We start from the raw sequence: 20,661 nt of genomic DNA, 5'->3' as shown, positions 1-20,661 counted from the left end.
CACATTGCCGATTCCCGATCCACCTCCCACCTTCTGCCAGCGGCGCGTCCGGCGATCGGCCGCGGGGGAGGCACGGCGTGGCGCAGTCGGCGAAGAGTTGGCTCAAGGTCCTGGCACCGATGCTCGTTTCGGTGGGAGGCCTGGTGATGCTCCGGCTGCTGGGGCCGGATTTCATCGACCAGAAGCGCATCGCCTCCGTCCTGGAGCCGTTCGGCGACGCAGCTCCCCTGGCCTACGTCGCCTTTCTCGCGATCCGCCCGGTGACGCTGCTGCCCGGTCAGCTCCTGACCGCGGTGGGCGGGATGATGTTCGGGACGCTCGCAGCGACCCTCTATTCACTAACGGGCAGCTTCCTGTCTGCCATGTTGCTCTTCGGGGTGGCGCGCAAGCTGGGCACCCGGCCGATGAAGCGCCTGGCTGGCGGCAAGTATCCGGCGCTGGTGCGGGCCGCGAGGCGCCACGACTTCCTCTTCGGGCTGATGGCCTGCATCAACCCGCTGTGCCCCACGGACGTCATGCTGGTGGCGGCGGCGGCCAGCGGCGCGCGGCTGTGGCCCCTGGTCGCCGGCGTCATGATTGGCACCATTCCCGGCACCTTCCTCACCGCACAGTTCGGCAGCGGGCTGGCGCAGGGCCGCACGGTGATGACCGCCGTCTCCGCGGTGGGCCTCGTGGTGTCGCTGGTGCTGGGCGTGTTCATCGGCAGGCGCTTCTACAAGGAAATCAACGACGCACCGGAGGAGGACCCGGACGCGCCGGCCCATGCCGCGTCGGGTGAGCTCCAGGACGAGCGTCCCGGGACACCGGTGCACTCGGGGCAACCCAAGCAGGATGGCGTACCCGCCACCTGGTAGGGCCCCGGCTCATCTCGTTGGACGCGCCTGGCGGCTGAAAGGTTCCCGACTACGCGCGGCCCCCGGGTCGCAGCTCCTCCGACAAGAGCTGCAGGAGCGCCTGCACCCGGGGCACGGACTGCCTTCCGGGGAGGCACAGCGCGTGGACGGGAGGGCCCTCGGCGGAGTGCTCCGCGAGCACCTCCACCAGCCGCCCGTCCCGCGCGCGCTCGTCGAGCATGAAGTCCAGCACCTGGCACAGCCCTGCCCCGGCCGCGGCGAGGTCCAGCAGCGCGGGGCCGTGATTCACGTCCATGGCCGGCGGTGTGCGCACGACTTCCGGCGGGCCTCCGGGTGCGCGGCGGAACACCCACTCCCGCGCCAGGCCGCGCGGGTCCACGAACTTCAGGCACGGGTGTCGCGCCAGCTCCTCCGGATGCGCCGGGGTGCCGTGGCGCGCGAGGTGCGCGGGCGCGGCCAGCGTCACCCAGCGCGTGGACAACAGCCGCCGCGCCACGAGGCTGGAGTCCTCCAGTTCGCCCACGCGGATGGCCACGTCGATGTGCTCGTCCACCATGCGGCTGAAGCGATCATCCATGCGGACGTGGAGCGTGAGCTGCGGGTAGCGCGCCTGGAGCCGCGCGAGCCGGGGCAGCACCACCGGCGCCAGGATGTGCGTCAGCGTCACCGTGAGCGGCCCCCGGGGCGCCCGCTGCGCCTGGGCCACCGTCTCCCGCGCCGCCCGCACCTGCGCCACCGCCTCGCGGGCGCGCTCGAGGAACTCCGCGCCCTCGGGCGTGAGCGCCACCTGTCGGGACGTGCGCTCCAGCAGCCTGACGCCCACGTCCTCTTCCAACCGGCGCACCGCCTTGCTCACCGCCGCCGTGGTGACGCCGAGCCGCGCCGCCGCCTTCCGGAAGCTGCGCTCCTCGGCCACATGCAGGAAGGGGAGGACGCCCGCGAACAAATCCATGGGCCGGATTGTCAACCTGGAGTTGACGATGGTTCAACCCCCGCGTGCTCGATGCGCGCCGGGTTGACGGTTAGGTTGGCCCCACCACGAAGCAGGAGGACCTCATGAAGATTGCAATCCTGGGCACGGGCATCGTCGGCGAGACGCTGGGCAGCAAGCTGGTGGAGGTGGGCCACGAGGTGCGCATGGGCTCGCGCACGGCGAACCACGCGAAGGCGGTGGCGTGGACGAAGACGGCCGGGGCCCGCGCGTCTCAGGGCACCTTCGCGGACGCGGCGGCCTTCGCGGAGCTGGTCTTCAACTGCACCTCCGGCACGGCGTCGCTGGAGGCACTGAAGCTGGCGGGTGAGCAGCACCTGAAGGGCAAGGTGCTGGTGGACGTGGCCAACCCGCTCGACTTCTCCAAGGGCTTCCCGCCCACCCTCTCCGTCTGCAACACGGACTCGCTGGGCGAGCAGCTCCAGCGCGCCTTCCCGGACGTGAAGGTGGTCAAGAGCCTCAACACCGTCACCGCCTCCGTCATGGTGAACCCGGCGAAGCTGCCCGCGCCGACGGACATCTTCGTCGCCGGCAATGACGCCGGGGCGAAGAAGCAGGTGACTCAGCTTCTCACCGAGGGCTTCGGCTGGAAGCGCGTCGTGGACCTGGGGGACATCACCGCGTCGCGCGCCACCGAGGGCCACATGCTCCTGTGGCTCCGGCTCTACGGGGCGTTCGGCAACGCGGACTTCAACGTGCAGCTCGTCCGGGCCTGAGCCGCCTCGGCTTCACGGAGTCCCCGGACGGCTCCCCTCCCGCTACGCATGCAGCGGGGGCACCGAGTACGGCCCGGGCTGCTGCGGCATGCGCTCGCCGGGGCCCACGCCCGTGGGCTGCATGGCGGAGCGGGCCATCTCCTCGCCGTGCCGCATGCGCATGCGAATCATCTCCGGCGAGAAGTCGAGCGTGTTCCCCAGCGGCTTCGCCGGCTCGATGACGGTGATGCGGCAGTACCGGTAGGGCGTGCCGTCGGGACGGCGCAGCGACACGCCCTCGTCGTACGCCTGGCGGACGATGTCGTTGATGCGGATGAAGGTGTCCACGTCGTTGAGGAGGATTTCGTTGATGGTGATGTCGGTGAGGGCGCGCACGGCCACGTCGAGGATGTTGCCCGGGGCCTTCACCGGCTCGACCTTCTGCGAGGAGCAGGAGATGACGACGATTTCCGTCGGACCGAACTCCAGCGCGTCCCCCAGCGGCGTGACGTTTCGCAGGCCGCCGTCGACGAGGTAGGAGGAGCCGATGGGCTCCCAGATGACGGGCATGGTGGCGCTCTGCCACACGGCCTCCAGGAAGTCCTTCGCGTCACTGGAGACCAGCTCGTACATCCCGGACGTCAGCGACACGCGGCCCACGTGCGCGGGCACCACGTAGGGGCGACCCGTGGCGTTCTTCAGGATGAAGTCCCGCAGCGGCGTGCCGTCGTACAGCCCCAGCTTGCGCAGCAGCCCGATGCGGATGGCGATGACGGCCCAGGGGAATCGCCGGTACACGTCCGACTCGCGGATGTTGAGCCAGATGTCGTTCAGCTCCTTGTAGGCCTGCTGCGCCACCATCGTCGCGTTGAGCGCGCCGACGGAGACGCCGAAGACGCGCTCCCACTGGAAGCCGTGCACCTCGCGCAGGACGCGCTCGGCCCCCACCTGGAAGGCCCCCTTGGCTCCACCACCGGACAGCACCAACGTTGCGGGACGGTCCGACATGGCCATGTGACACCTCCAACGAGTGGAGCAGGGATAGGCGCGGAGCGTCTGCGCGCAAATCGCCCCCGAGCGCGGCTCCGTGTCCAACCGGAGCCAGAAGCTCAGCCCACCACCAGCGCGAGCGTCGACTCCAGCTCGTCCACGCGGAAGGGCTTGATGAGCCGAGGGTTCTTCACGTGCTCCAGGAAGGCCTGGGCGCCCGGGGTGAAGGCCCCGCCCGTCATGAAGATCATCCTGCGCGCCTGCTCCGGAAGGGAGGCGCGCACGGCCTCGAAGAGGTCCTCGCCGGTCATCTCCGGCATCATCAGGTCGCAGAGGATGGCATCGAAGGGCGGGCCGGCGTGGATGAACTCCAGTGCCTCCCGGGCCTTCAGGCAGCGCGTCACGTCGTGCGCCTCCTCCAGCAGCATCCCCAGCGTCAGCGCCAGCTTCGGCTCGTCGTCCACGATGAGGATGCGCGCCCTGCGGGAGGGCCTACGCGAGGGCCGCCGCGCCGGGAGCAGGGACGGCGAGACGGGCTCGGCGGGCGCCGCCGGCAGCCGGACGCGGAAGAGGCTGCCCCGTCCCACCTCGCTCTCCACCGTGAGCTCACCGCCCATGCGCGCCAGCAGGCTCTGGCTGATGCTGAGCCCCAGGCCCAGCCCCTGACCTTCCGGCCGGGTGGTGAAGAACGGGTCGAAGATGCGGCCCAGCCGCTCCGGGGGAATGCCCTGGCCGGTGTCGCGCACCTCCACCACCACCGAGTCCCCCTCGTTCCGGATGACGACGCGGACTTCATTCTGGTCCGCGCGGCCCTCCGGAATCGCGCGCGCCGCGTTCACCAGCAGGTTGAGGAACACCTGGCCCAGCCGCCCCTCGTTGGCCAGCACCGGGGACACGCTCGCCTCGTCCCGCACGAGCTTCGCGCGGTGGCGGATCTCCCCCTGGGCCATCCGGATGGAGCGCCCCATCACCTCGCGCACGTCCAGCTGCTCCCGGCGGTCCTCCTCCGCGCGTGCGAAGGCGTACAAATCACGCACGATGGTGCGCAGCTGCTCGGTGCCCACCGCCGCGTCCACCAGCAGGTCCTGCACCTCGCCCCTCGCGGCCCCCAGGGCGCCCTCCCCCATTCGGAGCCGCGCCAGCTCCAGGCACTGGGCGATGAACGCCAGCGGGTTGTTCAGCTCGTGCGCCACCCCGGCCGCCAGCGTGCCCAGCGACGCCAGCCGCTCGGCGAGCGCCAGCCGCGTCTGCGTCTCCCGCAGCTCGGTGACGTCGACCATCGCCACCCGGCACACCTGACCGCCATGCGTCGCTCCGCTCGGAAAGGGCGCGGTGTGCAGCCGGACCTCCGCCCGCGTCCCGGAGATTCGCAGCTTCAGCTCCAGGCTCCCCGCCCCTCCCTCCGCCACGCAGTGGCGCACGTGCTGGAGGAAGCGGGACAGGTCCGCGCTGTCGACGAAGGGCGCGAAGGGCTGGCCCACGAGACTGGGGCGCTCCTTCTTCAACAGCTCCGCCGCCGTGAGGTTCAGCTCCTGGATGCAGGCCCGCGCGTCCAGCGTGAGGTACGCCACCGGAGCGAAGTCATAGAGGTCCACGTAGCGGTGGTGGGACTGCTCCAGCGCCTGCTGCGCCTCGCGCAGCGCGCGGTTCTGCATCTCCAGCTCTATCTGGTGGCGTTGCAGGTCCTGCACCGCGGCGGCCAGCTCGTCCCGGGCGACCAGGACCGGCTCCAGCTGCTCCAGCGCGCGGACCAGCTCGGCCTTCGACATCTGTGCGAAGTGGCTCATCCACCCCCCCAGGGCAGGTGCAACCGCTACCGGTGTACTCTGCCCTGCCCCCCGGTGCCATCCCCCCCGGCAGCCGCCCGGCTGCCCTACGTCCTGCCCGTGACATCCTCGATGGACAGCAGGATGCGCCCCGGGTGTGAGGACTCGCCGACGAGCCTCCGGGCGTTGAGGAGCATCTGCCGCGCCCCGATGCTCTCGAAGGTGTGCTCGACGGGGAAGTCCCGCAGCCGCAAGTCCCTTGGGAGGACTTCCTCCAGGAGCTCGCGAAGCCGGGGGATGTTCCACTGGCCGTTGCCGAGCTCGTAGACGCGGCGGCCCTCGGTCTGCTCCCGGCTCACCTGGAACGTCTGGAAGAAGGCGGGGTTGGCGGCGACCACGCGCAGGGCGCCATCCAGGAGCAGGAATGGCTCGCGCAGCGTATCCAGGATGGCCTGCGCCAGCTCCCGCGCCTGCCGGGCCTCGTCCAGGCTGCGCTTGAGCCGGTCGACGTCCAGCACCGTCATCACCGCGCCCTCGATGCGACTGTCCACCGTCTTGTAGGGGCGCAGCCGGAGCTGGAACCAGCGTCCGTCGCCATCCTGGATGTCGCGCTCGACGGTGGCCAGCGTCTCCGTCACCTCGGTGATGACGGCCCCCAGGTCCGCGGGCAGCAGCGGGGAGTGGACGTCCACCAGGGCCCGCCCCATGTCGCCCGGCGACAGCTTCAGCAGCGACTCCGCCATGGGCGTGAAGCGGCGGATGCGCAAATCACTGCCCACCATGACGGTGGCGATGTGCGTGCTGCCCAGCAGGTTGTTGAGGTCACTGTTGACCTGGCTCAGCTCCTGGTTGCGGCTCTCCAGCTCCTCGTTGACGGTGGTGAGCTCCTCGTTGGTGGCCTGAAGCTCCTCCTTGGCCGTCTCCAGCTCCTCGTTGGTGCTCTGCAGCTCCTCGTTGGTGGACTGGGATTCCTCGTTGGCGACCCGCAGCTCCTCGTGCGCGGTCTCCTGGTCGTCCAGCAGCGCCTGCAGGTGCTCGCGCGTGGTGGCCAGCTCCTCGCGCAGCGCCCGCACCGCCTCCGGGGGAGCGCGGCCCTTCACGCTCCGGGCGCGCGGGGCCACGGCGGGGGAAGGCGGCTCGGCCACCTCCTCGAAGAGGATGAGGAAGTAGCGCTCGTGGGGGCTGGAGGACGCCCGCAGCGGGCGCACGTCGATGTTGATGCGCCGCTCGCTCCCGCCCTCTCGCAAGCGGATGCGCTCGCGGCGCACGCGGGCGCCCTGCCGCTTCGCCTGCCTCAGCGCGGCGCGCAGCTCCAGCGACAGGTCCTCGCGCGCCATCTTCAGGAGCTGGAGGCTCGCCGCGCCGGGCATCGGCTCGAGGTAGGCGCCGGTGTGGCCGCGGAAGTTCATGATCTCCAGCGCGTCGTTGACGATGACGCCGGGCGGCCCGTACTGGGCGAGCACGATGCGGTCGGCCTCCCTCTGCGGGTCCGGCGTCGCCACCGACAGCTCCGGGGGCAGTGCCTCGGCGTACCGGTGGTGCGGCGCCTCCACGCGCGGCAGGAAGAAGCCCGCGCGGGGCGCGATGCCCTTCTTCCGGTAGAACTTGTGCCGCTTGTCGTGCAGGGAGAACAAATCGGACGCGGGGCCCACCGACTCCGAGGACCCGAGCAGCAGGAAGCCTCGGGGATTGAGCGCGTAGTGGAGCGTGGCCAGCACCTTCCGCTGCAGCGCCGGGCCCAGGTAGATGAAGACGTTGCGGCAGCTGATGAGGTCCATCCGCGAGAAGGGCGGGTTGCTCACCAGGTCCTGCCTCGCGAAGATGCACAGGCCGCGCACCCGCTTGGCCACCTGGTAGCCCCCGTCCACCTTCATGAAGAAGCGGCGGAGACGCTCGGGCGAGACGTGGTCGGCGATGGATTCCGGGTAGACGCCGGCGCGCGCGCGCTCGATGGCCGGCTCGCTCAGGTCGGTGGCGAACACCTGGAGCCCCGGCGACGCGTTGTCGGTGGCGAGCGCCTCGAGGAAGCAGATGGCGACCGAGTACGCCTCCTCTCCGGTGGCGCAGCCGGGCACCCAGACGCGCAGCGGCGTGGTGGCGTCACGCCCCTGGAGCAGCTCGGGGATGACGTCGCGCTTGAGCGCGTCGAACGTCTCGGGGTCTCGGAAGAAGCTGGTGACGTGGATGAGCAGGTCGTGCCGGAGCGCATCCAGCTCCGCGGGGTGTGTCTCGAGCCAGGTGACGTAGTCGGCGAGCCGCGTCACCCGGCAATGGAGCATCCGCCGGGCGAGGCGGCGGTAGATGGTGGTGGGCTTGTACTGGGAGAAGTCCACGCCGCTGGCGGCCTTCAGCATGTGGAAGATGCGGGCCATGGCCTCGGGCTCGCTCGCGAAGTCCGGCTCGTCGGACGGGGGAGCCGGGGCCGGATTGGACCTGGGGCTCAGGAAGGCGAGCGCCCGGGCGAGCTCCTTCAGCGGCAGCTCGCGTCCGACGGCGCCCTCGGAGGAGGCGCTCTGGGGCATGCCGGGGAAGCGGGCGGAGCCGGGGGCCTGCGCGAGGGTGGCGCCCCCGGCGGCCTGGATGGCCATCAGCCCGCGCGTCCCATCCGAGCCCGTCCCGGAGAGGACGACCCCCACCGCGCGGGGCCCCAGCTCCCGCGCGAGCGAGCTGAGGAAGTGGTCGATGACCCGGGGCAGCCCCTGCCCTTTCGGGCGGGCCACGAAGCGCAGCACGCCGTCCTGGAGCGCGGGGAGCACCGCCGGGGGGATGACGTAGACGTGGTCGGCCTGGAGCCGCTGGCCGTCACTCGCCTCGACGACGGGTAACGGCGTGGCGCGCGCCAGGAGGGACGCGAGGTTGCTCTCGTGCTCGGGGGACAGGTGCTGCACGAGCACGAAGGCCATTCCCGTCCGCTCGGGCAGGTACAGCAGCAACTCGTTGAAGGCCTCCAGTCCACCGGCGGAGGCGCCAATGCCCACCACGGGCACGAGGGGGGCGGGCCTCGCGCGGTGCGGGCGTGACGGCGCGGAGGCCGGGGTCCGGGCCTTTTTCTTCTTCGGGGACTTCCGGGTGCTCAAGCGGGCGCTCCGGGCTGCGGGTTCCGGCGAGGCCTCGAGACCTTCCGGCGCGCAGCATACGGCAAGCGTCGGGCGGACCACGGGAGGAAGGGGTGTCATGCAATCCGGCCCCGCACTCGTGGAGACTGGTCGGGGACTGCCGCGACGGCTAGCGTGCGGCCCCCCATGAAGTCCGCGCGTTCACCGCTGAGCATCCACCGCAACTCCCCCTGGGTCGTCGTGGGGGCATTTTTCTTCTTCCTCGCCCTTTCGGCGGTCTTCGCCTTCATGACGTTCCGGACTCCCTCGACGCGGCTCGAGGTCATCGTTTCGGTCGGGGTGGCCGCCGTCGTGTGGGGAGGCTTCATCGCCGTGCTCGTGCGCTTCCGTCAGGAATGGGTGGAGCTGCACGCGGACGGCCTCGTCCACCACAAGCGGGACGGCGAGGTGCGACTGCCCTGGGAGCAGGTCACCCAGTACAAGGTGGACCTGCTGGAGAATCCCCACGCGGGCGGCAAGCTGCTCCAGTCCATCTGGTCGCGGCTGGCCGACAACGGCAAGCGTCGCTTCTCGAAGGGGCCTTCCCTGACGTCGCTGACCCTGTACGGCCAGGACGGAGACGCCATCACGTTGCAGCCCCGGCTGCTCGGCTTCTTCGTCCTCGCGGAGAAGTCGCTGGACCGCGTCGACGCGGTGCTCACCCTGCGCCATGACGCGCAGCTGCGCGACGGTCAGCCGGTGGCGTTCGGCGAGGAGGTCCTCCTCACGGCGCAGGGGCTGACGGTCCGCGGAGAGCTCCTGCCGCTGGCGGAGATTGCGCAGGTGCACGCCATCGACGGGCAGGCGCGGGTGCAGCGGCGCAGCGGCGGCTGGGTGGACCTGGGCCGCATTCCCAATGCCTACGCGCTGATGTCCACGCTGCGCGCCTTGCGCACGAGCAACCGCACCAAGACGTCTCCGGGCGCGCGCGGGTAGCGACTTGCCGCGACGTCGTAAGGCTTCCTCCGGCGCTCCGCTTCGACGATGCTCCGCATCCTCTCTGGAGGCCTCATGACGCGGACCCTCGGCGGTGTGGTGGCGGTGGTGCTCTCATTGCTCGCGGCACCCGTGTGGGCCCAGGACGCCGCGGCGGCCGGCACGCCGGCGGACGTGGAGGCCACGCACAACGCGCTGCGCGCCCTCAAGCAGGACATGGAGGACGCGCTCAACACGCAGGACGTGGACCGGCTGCTGAAGCACCTGCACCCGGACATCGCCTTCACCACCATGAACAACGACGTGCGCGTGGGCAAGGACTCCATCCGCGCCTACTACGACGAGATGATGCGCGGGCCGAACCGCGTCGTGGAGAAGGTCACCGCGAAGTTCGAGGTGGCCGAGCTCACCCGCCTCTATGGCAACACGGGCATCGCCCGGGGCTCGTCGAAGGACCACTACGTGCTCACGGACGGCACGGACATCGTCATCGACAGCCGGTGGACGTGCACCCTGGTGCGCGAGGGCGACCAGTGGCTGATTGCCGCGTTCCACTACTCCACCAACGTGTTCGACAACCCGCTGCTCGGGAAGCTGAAGTACTACGGGGCCATCTTCATCTCCGTCGCGACGCTGGCCGCGCTCCTGGCCGGCTACGTCATCGGCCGGACGCGGCGCCCGAAGGCCACGGCCTGACGCTGGCCGGCTCGCGAAGGAACGGCAGGCGGCGCGGCAGCCGCCTCGCCCGGAAGCCCTCGATGGAGCGGTGGAACAGCCGCAGCAGCGACACTCCGGTGCGCCCTTCGAGGGCGGACAACTCCTCGGCGGAGCGCTCCAGCAGCGCGCGTGCGCGGGCGTGCTCCGCGACCACCCAGGCACGTCCCGCCGCCGAGCCCAGCAGGGCTTCGTAGTCCGCCGGGTCCGCGCCCTCGCTCCTCACCTCCTCCGCCACCTCGGCCGGCACGTTGTAGAGCCCCGCCGCCAGGTCCTCGCGCAAGTCTCGCAGGGCGGAGCACCACCCGAAGGCGTCGATGAGCGACGGCACGTCCGAGGCGCGCACGTCGGCTCCGGCCACGAACAGCATCAGGTCCACCGACAGCCGGAAGGTGTCCCGGTGCTGCGCGAGCAGCGCCTCCGCGGCCAGCCACCGCCGCTCGCGCACCCGCTCCCGGTCCCCGCGCATGGTCCGCATGAGCGCGAAGACGTGCGCCCGCGCCTCGGGGGCCTCCAGGCTGTCGAGCAACACCCGGCCCAGCGTGGCCGCCGTCCCGGTGTCCCGCCCCTGCCCCGTCTCCAACTCCGCGAGCAGCGCGTCCACCCAGTCGAGCGGCTCGCCCTCCACGGCCCGGTCTCCGTCCAGCACGTCGTCCACGAGCTGGAGGAAGCAGAACCCCACCCGGGCCACGCGGGCCTGGCGCCGCCAGCGGCCTGGCGAGTAGCGATAGAGCGCCAGGCCAATCAGCGCGTAGCGCAGGTGCCTGCGGGAGAAGCGGAACAGCTCGCGGGCACAGAGCGCCTCCACTCGGAGGGCGGAGAGGAAGTCCTCACGGCGGGCCCTGGGCGCGACGAACCGCCACGTGCCCCAGGCGAGCAGCGCGCCCGCCACCACGTCCACCAGGTGGTGCTCGTGGATGAGCAGCGTGGACGCGGCGATGGCCGCGGCCCACAGTCCGAACAGCGCCCGGGCCCACCCGCCCGAGCGCTCCGCATACGCCAGCGCGGCCGTGCACGCGAAGGCCACATGGAGCGACGGCAGGTAGTTGCGCTCCAGGTTCATCGTGTCGGCCACGAAGAAGATGTCGGCCCAGCCGCCCTGCACGACGCGCGTGGGCCAGGCGACCTCCACGGGCAGCACCAGGAAGCCCACCGCGCCCACCACCGTCTCCGCGCAGAGCGCGAGCGCGAAGGGCACCATGTCCCTCCACGTGCGGAAGACGAACAGCGACAGCAGCAGCAGCACGTCCATGCTCACGTAGACCGCCGCCCACGCGGGGATGAACGGGATGTGCCGCTCGAAGGGCAGGTCCACGCGGAGGCCGCCGGAGTAGAAGCCCGTCACCCAGCTCGCGCCGCCGTACACGGCGAGGAAGAACAGCGCGAAGCCGAGCGCGAGCGAGCCGGTGAGGACGAGCTCCTCCCTCCGGGGCATGCCGAACAGCGCGGCACGCCGGGTCATCGCGCCCCCACGGTGGCGAGCAATGACGCCTCGCGCGGAAGCGGGCCGGACAGGACGGGCTCGCTCATCGCTCCTCCACGGTGGCGGGCAGCGACCGGGGCCCGCGCCACATGGACAGCCAGACGCGCAGGAACGAAGGCCGGGGCACCCCCGGGTCCACGTAGCGGCCCAGGTGCAGCCAGGGCACGTGCGGGTGCCGGTGGTGCGCGCGGTGGTAGTGGTAGTTGAGGAACAGCCAGCGCACGGGCGCGGCCACGCGCAAGTCCCACGCCCCGTCGCGCACGTGCAGCGGAGACCACGCATGGTCCGCGTACTGGAGCCCGCTCCAGTTGACGGCGAAGGCCGCATAGCACAGCGCCTGGCCCGTCACGGACAGCTCCAGCGCCACCGCGAGCCCGGCCTGCACCGCCACCGCCAGCAGCACCTCCCACCGGATGGCCGCCCCCGGGGCATCCTCCAACCGGCCCAGGTACGCATCCGCGCCCGTCTGCTCTCCATAGCGCGTACCCGTGCCGCGCACCCGGTGCAGCAACCCGGGGACGAGGGCGAAGGCCACCGCGCCCACCGGCACGAGGAGCCAGTAGAGGCCACTGAGGATGGAGTACCACTGCGCGCGCTTGAGCCACCGGTTGTCCCCGGGCCGGAAGTAGTCGAACTGCTCCAGCCGCGTCCGGTTGTGGCGGTGGTGGTTGAGGTGGAAGGCGCGCTGCATGGTGAAGGACGTGGGGAACAGCGTCGCCGCCACGCGCCCGAGCCCGTCATTCACGCGGCGCGACGGGTGCAGCACGCCATGCGTCGCCTCGTGCAGCAGCGAGAAGACGGTGTTGTTCACGAACGAGAACACCGCCGCCGCCGCCAGCCGCACGGCCCACGCCTCCGAGTGGGAGGCCAGCCAGAGACACCCGGCGCACGCGGTCAGCGCGGAGACCAGGAGCACGACATTGAGGGTGGCCGGGATGGGCGTGTCCCTACCCTCGCTCGTCATCGCGGTCCTCGGGCAGGCTGGCGGTGAAGGCCATCAACTGGCGCAGGATGGGGTCCTCCGCGGCGCCGGCCGGGTTGAAGCGCATGCCGTGGAGCACGGACAAGTCCCTGCGCAGGAACGACGTGAAGAGCCACCGGGACACCGCGAGCGACAGCCGCTCCATGCCCGGGATGCGGCCCCGGCGCGCGGCGAAGGCCAGCCGCACGGCCATGCCCGCGTCGGTCTCCCGGATGCCGGCGACGAGGGCGCTCCGCGTGCGGCCGAGGTCGCTCTCCACGGAGAGCAGCGTCCCGCCATGCACGGTGATGGTGACGCGGATGTGGTTGCCGGACAGCGTCTTCATCAGCCAGTCACTGGCCCCGGTGCCGGTGACGCGCGAGGTGTAGCGCAGGCGCAGGGTGAACGGGTCCGGCCGCTCGACGACGGGCGCGTCCCGCAGTTCGCGGTGGTGCACGGTGCGCAGGTGCTCGATGTCGAACGAGTTGGCCACCAGTGGCAGCCAGTCACAGCGCACCGTGACTTCGGGCCCGGTGCGCCAGGACAGGTCCGCGGTGCCCACTTCCGGAGGAGGACAGAGGACCACGGGCCCGTTGAAGACGAGGATGGCGCCGTAGCGCTCCACCACGGGGAACGGCCGCTGCCCGGGCCTGCCGCCCACGTCCGCCTGGCAGGCGCCGCTGCCGTCGAAGCGCCAGTGGTGCAGCGGGCAGCGCAGGCAGTCACCAACGACGCTGCCACCCGCGAGGTGCGTGCCCATGTGCGCGCAGTGCGCGGACAGCGCGTGCACGCCGCCGCCCTGCCCCCGGAAGAGCACCAGCTCCCTGCCGCCGAGGCTGAAGCCCCTCACCTGCCCGCGCCGGAGCGACTCGGACGGGCACACGAGGTGCCACGCCCGGAGCCGTCCCGGCTCGGGTTGACGGACCGGGTCCGCCCACGCCACGACATTCACCGCCATGCCGCGAGGCTAGCGGACGGCACCGCCCCGTCGCCACCCGCACGCACGCCGTCTGTCACCGCGTGCTCACGCCGCCGAAAGGAACATTCCTTCCAGCCGGGGCTGCCACCGGGCCCGGAGCGCCTCGACGGCGGGCGCATCCAGCCCCCAGGTGAGCAGGCAGATCCAGGCGCGCACCTCGCCATCGCAGCCGCTGATGTCCACGGTGAGGCGCGCGTCGTTCCACTCCTTCACCGTGATGCCGAGCGCGCGCGGAGGCAGCCACAGGTCCACCTCCCCTTCCAGCGCCTCGCCCGTGACGGCGCGGGCCCGGAAGGTCCGCTCGCCGGTGCGCTCCAGGCCGAGCATGTCCGGCCCCAACAGCCGCTGCCACGCCTGCTCCAGCGTCACACTCCCCACCGGCACGGGCACCATCACCTGCTGCCCGGGGGTGCCCGGGTGCCGCTCCAGCATGTGCTTGAGGTTCTGGAAGAACACCGACCAGCCGCGGTCCAGCGAGTCGAACTCGCCATCCCAGTCCGCGCCCTCACCGAAGCCCGAGTGGACGAGCCGCAGCGTCGTCTCCCCGCCCTCGCCTTCGACATACCAGTCGGTGGCGACCTGCGGCCGCGCGGGGTTGCGCGTCTGGAAGTGCTTCCCCTCCTCCCAGACCTCGATGCGGTCCTCGCCCGCCATGCCGGGCCAGCTCAGCCACACGTAGCCGCCGACGCCCGGCTTCACCTTCGCGTCGAGCGCGAACCAGCGGACGATCTGATCGGCCTCGGTGATGGCGCGCCAGACGGCATCGCGAGGGGCGTTGATCTTCACCTTCTTCTCGAGACTGCGCGTCTTGTCCTGGCTCACTCGGGGCTCTCCTTCTCGGGTGCGGCTGCGGGGTGTACGCCGAGGAAGAGGCGGTAGTGGCGCCCTCCCTCGGCCCTGTCGTCGTGGTAGCGGGCGACGAGCCGGGCGACGGTGTCCGCCAGCTCCTCCGCGAAGGCATGTCGCGCCTTCGCGTTGGGGAAGCGCACGTCGGCCTGCAGGGAAAATGTCGGCAGCGTCTTGCCCGCCGCCTGCGCGCGCTCGCGCAGGGACGCCACCTCGCGCACGCTGCGCGCGGCGACGGCGATGAGGTACGCGGACGAGAAGCGGTCCACCGCCGCGGCGGGGTCCGGGGCCAGCGAGGCCAGGGCCTCGGCGGACACGAGGTACGCGCGCGAGCTGGCCTTCACCAGTCGCTCCACCACGTTGCCCTTGCGGCGCTCCTCGACCAGCTCGACCAGGCCCTGCTGCTCCAGCTCCTTCAGGTGGTAGCCCACCTTCTGCCGTGACGTGTCCAGCTCGCGCGCGAGCGCCGCCGCCGTGGTGGGCGTCGCGAGCCGCTCCAGGATGCGCGCCCGCATGGGCCGGGCCTTCGCCGCGCTGCTGTCCTTCGCCATGCCCCCTTGTAGCTCCGACAAACTTTACCGGTCAAGACAAAGAAAGTTTGTCGGTGAGCCTCGGGGTTTTGTCAGTGCCGGGCTGGAACCCGTCCGGCCGTCCTGCTGTCCTGCGCCCGGTCACGAAGAGGCTGGCTCCGGGAGATGGCATGAAGCGGAAGTCACTCGTGCTGGTGGCGGTGCTGGCGGTCCTCGCGGTGAGCGGACTCTGGTGGGCCGGCGGGTCGGACGACGCCGGGCCGGCTCCTTCCCGGGACACCACTGCATCCACGGCGGCCCCCACCCCTGGCGGCGCTTCCTCACCGGGCGGAGCGGCGGCCACGGAGTCCCGAGGCGCGACGCCCGGCGCCAGCACCGCGGACGGGACGCCCCGCGTCGACGAGCCGATGCGTGAGGAGGAAGGCACCCTGCGCGCGGAGGTGCACACCGCCTCGGGCCCGAAACAGGGCGCGAGTGTGACGCTCTACTTCCGGGGGCTCGGTGCCTCCGGCGCGGGGAAGCCCGGCTGGTTCGTCGCCGGCAGCGGCGTCACCGACGCGGCGGGAGTCGTCGTGCTGCCCGCGCGGCCGGGCAACTACCTCGTCACGGCCCAGGCGGAAGGCCTCGCCAGGGCCCGCGCCTACGTCACGCGTCCGCGCGGTGAAGCCACGACTCCGGTGCGGCTCACGCTCGGCACTGGAGGCACCCTCGAAGGCGTCACGGTGGAGCGGGGCTCACGGACGCCCGTCCCGCTCGCGGAAGTCACGCTGACACCGCGCACGTCCGCCGATGGCCTCGTGCTGCCCCCCACCCTCTCGGCGGGTGCGTCGGTGCCAGAGGAGGAGCGTTACACCACCACCAGCGACGGGCGTGGCGACTTCCGCCTCCAGGGCCTGGCACCCGGCGAGTACCAACTGGACGCCCGCGCACCGGGGCATGCACCCAGGCGGCTCGGTCGCGTGCACGTGCCCACGTCCGGGCTCACCGTCGAATTGGAGGGCTCGGCCTTCATCGAGGGCTTCGTCGAGCGGCCCGACGGCAAGCCGGCTCCCGGAGCACGCGTCATCGCCTCCGGCACGGGAGACGCCGTGGAGACCGACACGAGCGAGGGAGGCGCCTTCTCGCTCGACGTACCGCCGGGCGTGTACCAGGTCGCCGCGCGCCAGGGAGACATGACCGGCGCATCCCCTGCGCGCATCGTCGTGGGCGCGGGAATGACGGTCCGGGACGTGCGCATCCGCCTGGGCTCCCAGGCCGCGCTCGCGGGCGTCGTGCGGCGCAAGGGCTCGGGAGAGCCCATCGCCGGAGCGAACGTCTCCGTCAGCCCGGGCGCCCTCACCTTCAGCTTCGATGCGGACCCGACCGAGGTCGCCAGCGCCGTCTCCGGAGCGGATGGCCGGTTCGAGGCGGGCGCGCTCGCGCCGGGGATGTACGCGGTGACGGTGCGAGCGAAGGGCTTCAAGAAGTGGGTGCGAAGCGGCGTCAGCGTGCTGGACGGCCAGCGCTTCGACCTCGTCGCCGAGCTGGAGGCCCACGGGCGCATCGAGGGCACGGTGGTGGACGCCGCGGAGAAGCCGCTGGCGGGCATCCACGTCACGCCCGAGTCGCGCTGGCGGATGGCGCCGCTGGAGGGCGCGCTCGAGACGGTGACGGACGCACAGGGCGCCTTCGTCCTCGAAGGGCTCCCCCCCGGAGACATCTTCGTCGCGGCCCGGCGTCCCGGCAGCGAGACGAACGGCCGGGAAATGGTGAAGGTCACCCCGGGCGAGACGAGCCGGGTCCGCATCCAGCTCCACGAAGAGGGGCAGCTCGAAGGCACCGTCCGGCTCCAGGGAGGCCGCGTACCGCCCAGGCCCGTCACCGTCTCCGCGCTGCGGGTCGGCGCGCCCTACTCCGAGGTCTTGAAGGTCGCGGCCACGCCCGACGGCGCCTGGTCGATGCGGGTGCGCGCGGGCCGCTACCGACTCACGGCGTGGATGACGGACACCGGCAGCCAGAACGGCGACCAGGAGAAGGTGGTGGAGCTGGAGGCTGGCGGGTCGAAGCACGTGGACCTGGAGGTGCGCGAGGCGAGCCGCCCCATCGTCGTCACGGTGCTCGAGCCCAACGGCGCGCCCAGCGTCGCCGCCACGGTGATGGGCAGCGAGCCAGGCAAGAACGAGGTGCTGCTGGAGGACGTCACCGACGCCTCCGGCCAGGTGACGATGGTGGCGGACGCGGTGGGCGGCCCCGCGGTGCACTTCTGGGCCACCAACGGCGGACGCCGGGGTGATCTGCCCGCGGTGCCTTCCTCGCGCACGGCCGTCACGCTGCAGCTCACCGCGGGGGGCCGGCTGACGGGCACCGTCCGCTCCGCGGGAGGCCGCGCCGTCGAGGGCTTCCGGCTGGTGGTGTCCGCCCTGCGCACCGACGACGACTTCCTCACCCGGCAGGAGCTGGACTTCGCGGGGGACCGCTTCGTCGTCGAGGACATGGTGGCCGGGAAGGTGGCCCTCACCGCCACGCTCCCGGATGGCCGCGCCGGCAAGGCGGAGGCCGCCGTCACCGCGGACGGCACCACCCGGGTGGACATCGTCGTGGAGGCCGGAGGCGCGCTGGCGGGCCGGCTGGTGGAGGCCTCGGGGGCGCCCATCGCGGGCGGGTTCGTGGACGTGGACGGCGTCTTCTCGCCGACGGCGGGAGCGGACGGCCGCTTCCGGGTGGAGGACCTCGCGCCGGGCCCCCACCGCGTCATCGCCTGGGGACGCGGCGGGCAGCTCGCGGAGCGGCAGGTGACGCTCGTGTCCGGCAAGCCGGTGGACCTCGGTGACTGGCGCATGGGTCCCGGCCGCGTGGAGCCCGGGCGCCTGGGCCTCTACTTCGGCATGAGCGGTGACGACGTCACGGTGAGCACCATCGCGGAGGGAGGCCCGGCGGTGTCGCTGCGCGTGGGCGACGTGGTGCGGTCCATCGACGGCGCCACGGTGCTCGACGCGGGCGAGGCCCGCCAGCGCGAGCTGGGCGCCCCGGGCAGCCCGGCCACGCTCGTCATCCTCCGCGAGGGGCGCACGTACCCCGTCACCCTCACCCGCGCCCTGTAACGCGCCGCGCTGCGGCCGGGGGACGATGGACGGACGACCAGCCTGCGTGGCTGGCTCCGAATGATGTGCAGGGGGAATTCACCCGGCCGCTGGGGCCTGGAAGGGCTGCTGGCGGCGCCACATCACAGGAGCCGTCATGACCGCCAGCACCCTCGCCGCGCCGCAGCTCGTCATCAACAGCCGCATGCTCTATTCGAGCTGGATTCCCGCGGACCCGAAGGCCGCCGCCGCGCTGCTGCCGAAGGGCCTGTCGCCCGCGGCCAACCGCGCCCTCTTCATGAACCAGTACGTCGTGGACTCGGCGGACCAGACGTCGGGCTTCGGCGCGTACTCGCTGACGTACATGGGCCTGGACCTCGCGGGCCACACGGCGCCGGACGGCGTGACGCCGGGGCGCTTCTTCACGCACTACCTCAACTCCTCGCAGACGGTGCGCGACTACGTGAGCGAGCGCGGCGTCCCCGCCTCCGCGGGCTCCACCACGCTGGAGCTGGAGGAAGGAAGGCTGGTGGCCACGACGCGCGTGGACGGCATCCCCATCATCCGCACGGTGGCGCGCGTGGGCTCGCAGGTGGCCTCGGTGGCGCGCGGCCAGCTCATGTACGTGACGCAGGTGAAGAACAGGCTGATGGCCGGCAACTACCCCTATGTCGGCGAAATCGCCTCCGGCTTCGAGCTGCTGTCCCTGGAGTTCCTCGCGCCGGACCACCCGGTCTACGCACTGCGCCCGGAGAGCACGCTGCGCAAGGTGGAGGCCTGGTGCTGGTACGCGCCGAAGGACTCGTTCGTCTACCCGGGCGGCGAGTACGAGCTGAAGGCGAAGTAGTGCCGCGGCCCGGCGCGCGCTCGCCCTACTCCTTGCCGCCCTTGTGCGGCAGGAGTGTGCCCACCATCCCCTTGAGGGACTGCTTGAGGATGCCGCCCGAGTTGACGTCGCCCTTCATCAGCGCCTGGGCGTAGTGCTTCGCCTGCTCGAAGGAGATGTGCGGCGGGAGCAGCGGCACGTCGGGGTCCACGTACGCCTCGAAGATGACGGGCCGGTCCGAGCTGAGCGCTTCATCCCACGCGCGCGAGAGCGACTCCGGCCGGTCCACGCGAATCCCCTTGAGGCCGATGGACTCCGCGTAGCGCGCGTAGGGGAAGTCGGGCAGGTCCTGGGTCGCCGGCAGCTTCGGGTCGCCGGACAGCACGCGTTGCTCCCATGTCACCATGTTGAGGTCCCGGTTGTTGAGGACCAGGACGATGAAGCGCGGGTCCTTCCACTCGCGCCAGTACTTCGCCACCGTGACGAGCTCGCCATTGCCGCTCATCTGCATGGCGCCGTCGCCCGCCACCGCGAGGACGGGCCGGTGCGGGAAGGCGAACTTCGCGCCAATGGCGTACGGCACCGCGCAGCCCATGGTGGCCAGGTTGCCGGACAGCGACGCCATCATCCCCTTGCGGATGTGCAGGTACTGCGCGAACCAGCTCGTCCCCGAGCCCGAGTCCGCCGTGAGGATGACGTCGTCCGGCAGCTTCGGTGACAGCTCGAAGAACACGCGCCGCGGGTTGAGCGGGTTGGCGGTGTCCATGGCCAGCGCCTCGGCCGTCTTGCCCCACTGGCGCACGCTCTTCTCCACGGTGTCGCGCCAGCTCCGGTCCTCCTTGCGCTGGAGCAGCGGAATCAGTGCGCGCAGCGTCTCCTGGCTGTCGCCCACCAGGGCGACTTCCATCGGGTAGCGGATGGCGAGCATCCGGCCGTCGACGTCTATCTGCACGCCCCGCGCCTGTCCCTCCTTGGGGAGGAACTCCGAGTACGGGAAGCTGGTGCCCACCATCAGCAGGGTGTCGCAGTCGGACATCAGGTCCCAGCTCGCCTTGGTGCCGAGCAGGCCGATGGAGCCGGTGACGAAGGGCAGGTCATCCGGCAACACGGCCTTGCCGAGCAGCGCCTTGGCCACGCCCGCGCCGAGCAACTCGGCCACCTGCACCACCTCGTCGGCGGCGTTCATCGCCCCGGCACCCACGAGCATGGCCACCTTCTTCCCCGCGTTGAGCACGTCCGCGGCGCGCCGCAGGTCCGGGTCGCGAGGAAGGACGCGCGGCACGCTGTAGCCCACGCTGGAGTGGACGGTGCCATGGGCGCGCTCCGGCTTCTGGTACGTCTCCTCCTGGATGTCGTTGGGGAGGATGATGCACGTCACGGTGCGCTCGTAGAGGGCGACGCGCACCGCCCGGTCCACCGCGTGGCGCACGGCGGAGGGGTTGGTGACCATGGTGACGTACTCGCTGGCCACGTCCTTGAAGAGGGACAACAGGTCGACTTCCTGCTGGTAGTGGCCGCCGAGCACCGCGCGCGACTGCTGCCCGACGATGGCCACCACCGGCTGGTGGTCCAGCTTCGCGTCGTAGAGGCCGTTGAGCAGGTGGATGGCGCCGGGGCCCGACGTGGCGAGACACACGCCCGGCTGCCCGGTGAACTTGGCGTGGGCGCACGCCATGAAGGCGGCCATCTCCTCGTGACGGGCCTGGACGAAGTCGAACTCGGAGGTGCGCCCGAGCGCGCCGAGGATGCCGTTGATGCCATCTCCGGGGTAGCCGTAGATGCGGCGGACGCCCCACTGCGAGAGGCGGTAGAGGAGGTAGTCGGCGACGGTGGCGCTCATGGGTTCCCCGGGGCTGGAGCCAGCAGGGTCAACCTGGGCACCCATCGGAGATGGGGGAAGAAGACCGGGCAGTCAGCCGGGCCCTCCTCCGCCGTG

At 71.6% G+C, this 20,661-nt stretch carries 16 protein-coding genes; 6 read left to right on the top strand and 10 right to left on the bottom strand.

Annotated elements, in window-relative coordinates:
- Nucleotides 1-119: 119 nt before the first annotated feature.
- On the top strand, nucleotides 120-854 hold the full coding sequence (locus ACX9TP_RS23650) for a TVP38/TMEM64 family protein (protein WP_482982211.1): 735 nt from the start codon (nucleotides 120-122) through the stop codon (nucleotides 852-854).
- A gap of 49 nt (nucleotides 855-903) precedes the next feature.
- Here ACX9TP_RS23650 and ACX9TP_RS23645 read toward each other — a convergent pair whose 3' ends face one another.
- The gene (locus tag ACX9TP_RS23645; RefSeq protein WP_482981992.1) at nucleotides 904-1,806 is read right to left on the bottom strand and encodes a LysR family transcriptional regulator; all 903 of its coding nucleotides are present in this window, start codon (nucleotides 1,804-1,806) and stop codon (nucleotides 904-906) included.
- 104 nt (nucleotides 1,807-1,910) lie between these two features.
- Here ACX9TP_RS23645 and ACX9TP_RS23640 point away from each other — a divergent pair, with 104 nt between their 5' ends.
- Complete coding sequence (locus tag ACX9TP_RS23640) at nucleotides 1,911-2,561, top strand: NADPH-dependent F420 reductase (protein ID WP_482981991.1); 651 nt, start codon at nucleotides 1,911-1,913, stop codon at nucleotides 2,559-2,561.
- A 42-nt stretch (nucleotides 2,562-2,603) separates the two neighbouring features.
- On the opposite strand, the gene ACX9TP_RS23635 is transcribed toward ACX9TP_RS23640, so the two are convergent.
- The 3 genes from ACX9TP_RS23635 to ACX9TP_RS23625 all read right to left on the bottom strand — a co-directional run bounded on the left by ACX9TP_RS23635 (nucleotide 2,604) and on the right by ACX9TP_RS23625 (nucleotide 8,373).
- The gene (locus ACX9TP_RS23635) at nucleotides 2,604-3,548 is read right to left on the bottom strand and encodes a patatin-like phospholipase family protein (protein ID WP_482981990.1); all 945 of its coding nucleotides are present in this window, start codon (nucleotides 3,546-3,548) and stop codon (nucleotides 2,604-2,606) included.
- Nucleotides 3,549-3,649: 101 nt separating this feature from the next.
- Nucleotides 3,650-5,317: a hybrid sensor histidine kinase/response regulator gene (locus ACX9TP_RS23630; protein WP_482981989.1), complete on the bottom strand. Its 1,668-nt coding sequence runs from the start codon at nucleotides 5,315-5,317 to the stop codon at nucleotides 3,650-3,652.
- 86 nt (nucleotides 5,318-5,403) lie between these two features.
- Nucleotides 5,404-8,373, bottom strand: a complete 2,970-nt coding sequence (locus ACX9TP_RS23625) for a chemotaxis protein CheB (RefSeq protein WP_482981988.1) — start codon at nucleotides 8,371-8,373, stop codon at nucleotides 5,404-5,406.
- Nucleotides 8,374-8,640: 267 nt separating this feature from the next.
- Here ACX9TP_RS23625 and ACX9TP_RS23620 point away from each other — a divergent pair, with 267 nt between their 5' ends.
- Together ACX9TP_RS23620 and ACX9TP_RS23615 are read left to right on the top strand one after the other, a co-directional pair.
- A complete protein-coding gene (locus ACX9TP_RS23620) occupies nucleotides 8,641-9,327 on the top strand; it encodes a hypothetical protein (RefSeq protein WP_482981987.1) in 687 nt (228 codons plus the stop codon).
- 75 nt (nucleotides 9,328-9,402) lie between these two features.
- Nucleotides 9,403-10,023 carry an SgcJ/EcaC family oxidoreductase gene (locus ACX9TP_RS23615; RefSeq protein WP_482981986.1) on the top strand — a complete coding sequence of 207 codons (621 nt, stop codon included), beginning with the start codon at nucleotides 9,403-9,405 and terminating at the stop codon, nucleotides 10,021-10,023.
- On the opposite strand, the gene ACX9TP_RS23610 is transcribed toward ACX9TP_RS23615, so the two are convergent.
- From ACX9TP_RS23610 to ACX9TP_RS23590, 5 genes are all read right to left on the bottom strand, one after another.
- Nucleotides 9,986-11,503 (bottom strand): phosphatase PAP2 family protein, encoded by a 1,518-nt coding sequence (locus ACX9TP_RS23610; RefSeq protein WP_482981985.1) that lies wholly within the window; start codon nucleotides 11,501-11,503, stop codon nucleotides 9,986-9,988. The two genes, ACX9TP_RS23615 and ACX9TP_RS23610, sit on opposite strands and share 38 nt — an antisense overlap.
- Before the next feature lie 64 nt (nucleotides 11,504-11,567).
- Nucleotides 11,568-12,488 carry a fatty acid desaturase gene (locus tag ACX9TP_RS23605; protein ID WP_482981984.1) on the bottom strand — a complete coding sequence of 307 codons (921 nt, stop codon included), beginning with the start codon at nucleotides 12,486-12,488 and terminating at the stop codon, nucleotides 11,568-11,570.
- Nucleotides 12,472-13,443, bottom strand: coding sequence for a Rieske 2Fe-2S domain-containing protein (locus tag ACX9TP_RS23600; RefSeq protein WP_482981983.1), 972 nt, complete (start codon nucleotides 13,441-13,443; stop codon nucleotides 12,472-12,474). The genes ACX9TP_RS23605 and ACX9TP_RS23600 overlap by 17 nt, the downstream gene beginning before the upstream one ends.
- 66 nt (nucleotides 13,444-13,509) lie before the next feature.
- Nucleotides 13,510-14,286, bottom strand: coding sequence for an SRPBCC family protein (locus tag ACX9TP_RS23595; protein ID WP_482981982.1), 777 nt, complete (start codon nucleotides 14,284-14,286; stop codon nucleotides 13,510-13,512).
- Complete coding sequence (locus ACX9TP_RS23590; RefSeq protein ID WP_482981981.1) at nucleotides 14,283-14,861, bottom strand: helix-turn-helix domain-containing protein; 579 nt, start codon at nucleotides 14,859-14,861, stop codon at nucleotides 14,283-14,285. The genes ACX9TP_RS23595 and ACX9TP_RS23590 overlap by 4 nt, the downstream gene beginning before the upstream one ends.
- 149 nt (nucleotides 14,862-15,010) lie before the next feature.
- Between ACX9TP_RS23590 and ACX9TP_RS23585 the strand changes: the two genes are divergently transcribed.
- Nucleotides 15,011-17,920: a carboxypeptidase regulatory-like domain-containing protein gene (locus ACX9TP_RS23585; RefSeq protein ID WP_482981980.1), complete on the top strand. Its 2,910-nt coding sequence runs from the start codon at nucleotides 15,011-15,013 to the stop codon at nucleotides 17,918-17,920.
- Between the two features lie 136 nt (nucleotides 17,921-18,056).
- On the top strand, nucleotides 18,057-18,746 hold the full coding sequence (locus ACX9TP_RS23580) for an acetoacetate decarboxylase family protein (protein WP_482981979.1): 690 nt from the start codon (nucleotides 18,057-18,059) through the stop codon (nucleotides 18,744-18,746).
- A gap of 25 nt (nucleotides 18,747-18,771) precedes the next feature.
- Here ACX9TP_RS23580 and ACX9TP_RS23575 read toward each other — a convergent pair whose 3' ends face one another.
- Nucleotides 18,772-20,565: a thiamine pyrophosphate-requiring protein gene (locus tag ACX9TP_RS23575; RefSeq protein WP_482981978.1), complete on the bottom strand. Its 1,794-nt coding sequence runs from the start codon at nucleotides 20,563-20,565 to the stop codon at nucleotides 18,772-18,774.
- Between the last annotated feature and the right edge of the window lie 96 nt (nucleotides 20,566-20,661).

The organism is Pyxidicoccus sp. M15 (assembly GCF_056858435.1).
The sequence above is the reverse complement of the archived record's forward strand: the minus strand, read 5'-3'. Positions and strand labels throughout refer to the sequence as shown.

Excerpts from the sequence above, each read along its gene's own strand:
- ACX9TP_RS23605 (WP_482981984.1), bottom strand. The coding sequence starts at position 12,488 with ATGACGAGCGAGGGTAGGGACACGCCCATCCCGGCCACCCTCAATGTC.
- ACX9TP_RS23610 (WP_482981985.1), bottom strand. The coding sequence starts at position 11,503 with ATGACCCGGCGTGCCGCGCTGTTCGGCATGCCCCGGAGGGAGGAGCTC.
- ACX9TP_RS23585 (WP_482981980.1), top strand. The coding sequence starts at position 15,011 with ATGAAGCGGAAGTCACTCGTGCTGGTGGCGGTGCTGGCGGTCCTCGCG.
- ACX9TP_RS23645 (WP_482981992.1), bottom strand. The coding sequence starts at position 1,806 with ATGGATTTGTTCGCGGGCGTCCTCCCCTTCCTGCATGTGGCCGAGGAG.
- ACX9TP_RS23635 (WP_482981990.1), bottom strand. The coding sequence starts at position 3,548 with ATGTCGGACCGTCCCGCAACGTTGGTGCTGTCCGGTGGTGGAGCCAAG.
- ACX9TP_RS23580 (WP_482981979.1), top strand. The coding sequence starts at position 18,057 with ATGACCGCCAGCACCCTCGCCGCGCCGCAGCTCGTCATCAACAGCCGC.
- ACX9TP_RS23650 (WP_482982211.1), top strand. The coding sequence starts at position 120 with ATGCTCGTTTCGGTGGGAGGCCTGGTGATGCTCCGGCTGCTGGGGCCG.
- ACX9TP_RS23575 (WP_482981978.1), bottom strand. The coding sequence starts at position 20,565 with ATGAGCGCCACCGTCGCCGACTACCTCCTCTACCGCCTCTCGCAGTGG.
- ACX9TP_RS23620 (WP_482981987.1), top strand. The coding sequence starts at position 8,641 with ATGACGTTCCGGACTCCCTCGACGCGGCTCGAGGTCATCGTTTCGGTC.
- ACX9TP_RS23640 (WP_482981991.1), top strand. The coding sequence starts at position 1,911 with ATGAAGATTGCAATCCTGGGCACGGGCATCGTCGGCGAGACGCTGGGC.
- ACX9TP_RS23615 (WP_482981986.1), top strand. The coding sequence starts at position 9,403 with ATGACGCGGACCCTCGGCGGTGTGGTGGCGGTGGTGCTCTCATTGCTC.
- ACX9TP_RS23600 (WP_482981983.1), bottom strand. The coding sequence starts at position 13,443 with ATGGCGGTGAATGTCGTGGCGTGGGCGGACCCGGTCCGTCAACCCGAG.
- ACX9TP_RS23630 (WP_482981989.1), bottom strand. The coding sequence starts at position 5,317 with ATGAGCCACTTCGCACAGATGTCGAAGGCCGAGCTGGTCCGCGCGCTG.
- ACX9TP_RS23590 (WP_482981981.1), bottom strand. The coding sequence starts at position 14,861 with ATGGCGAAGGACAGCAGCGCGGCGAAGGCCCGGCCCATGCGGGCGCGC.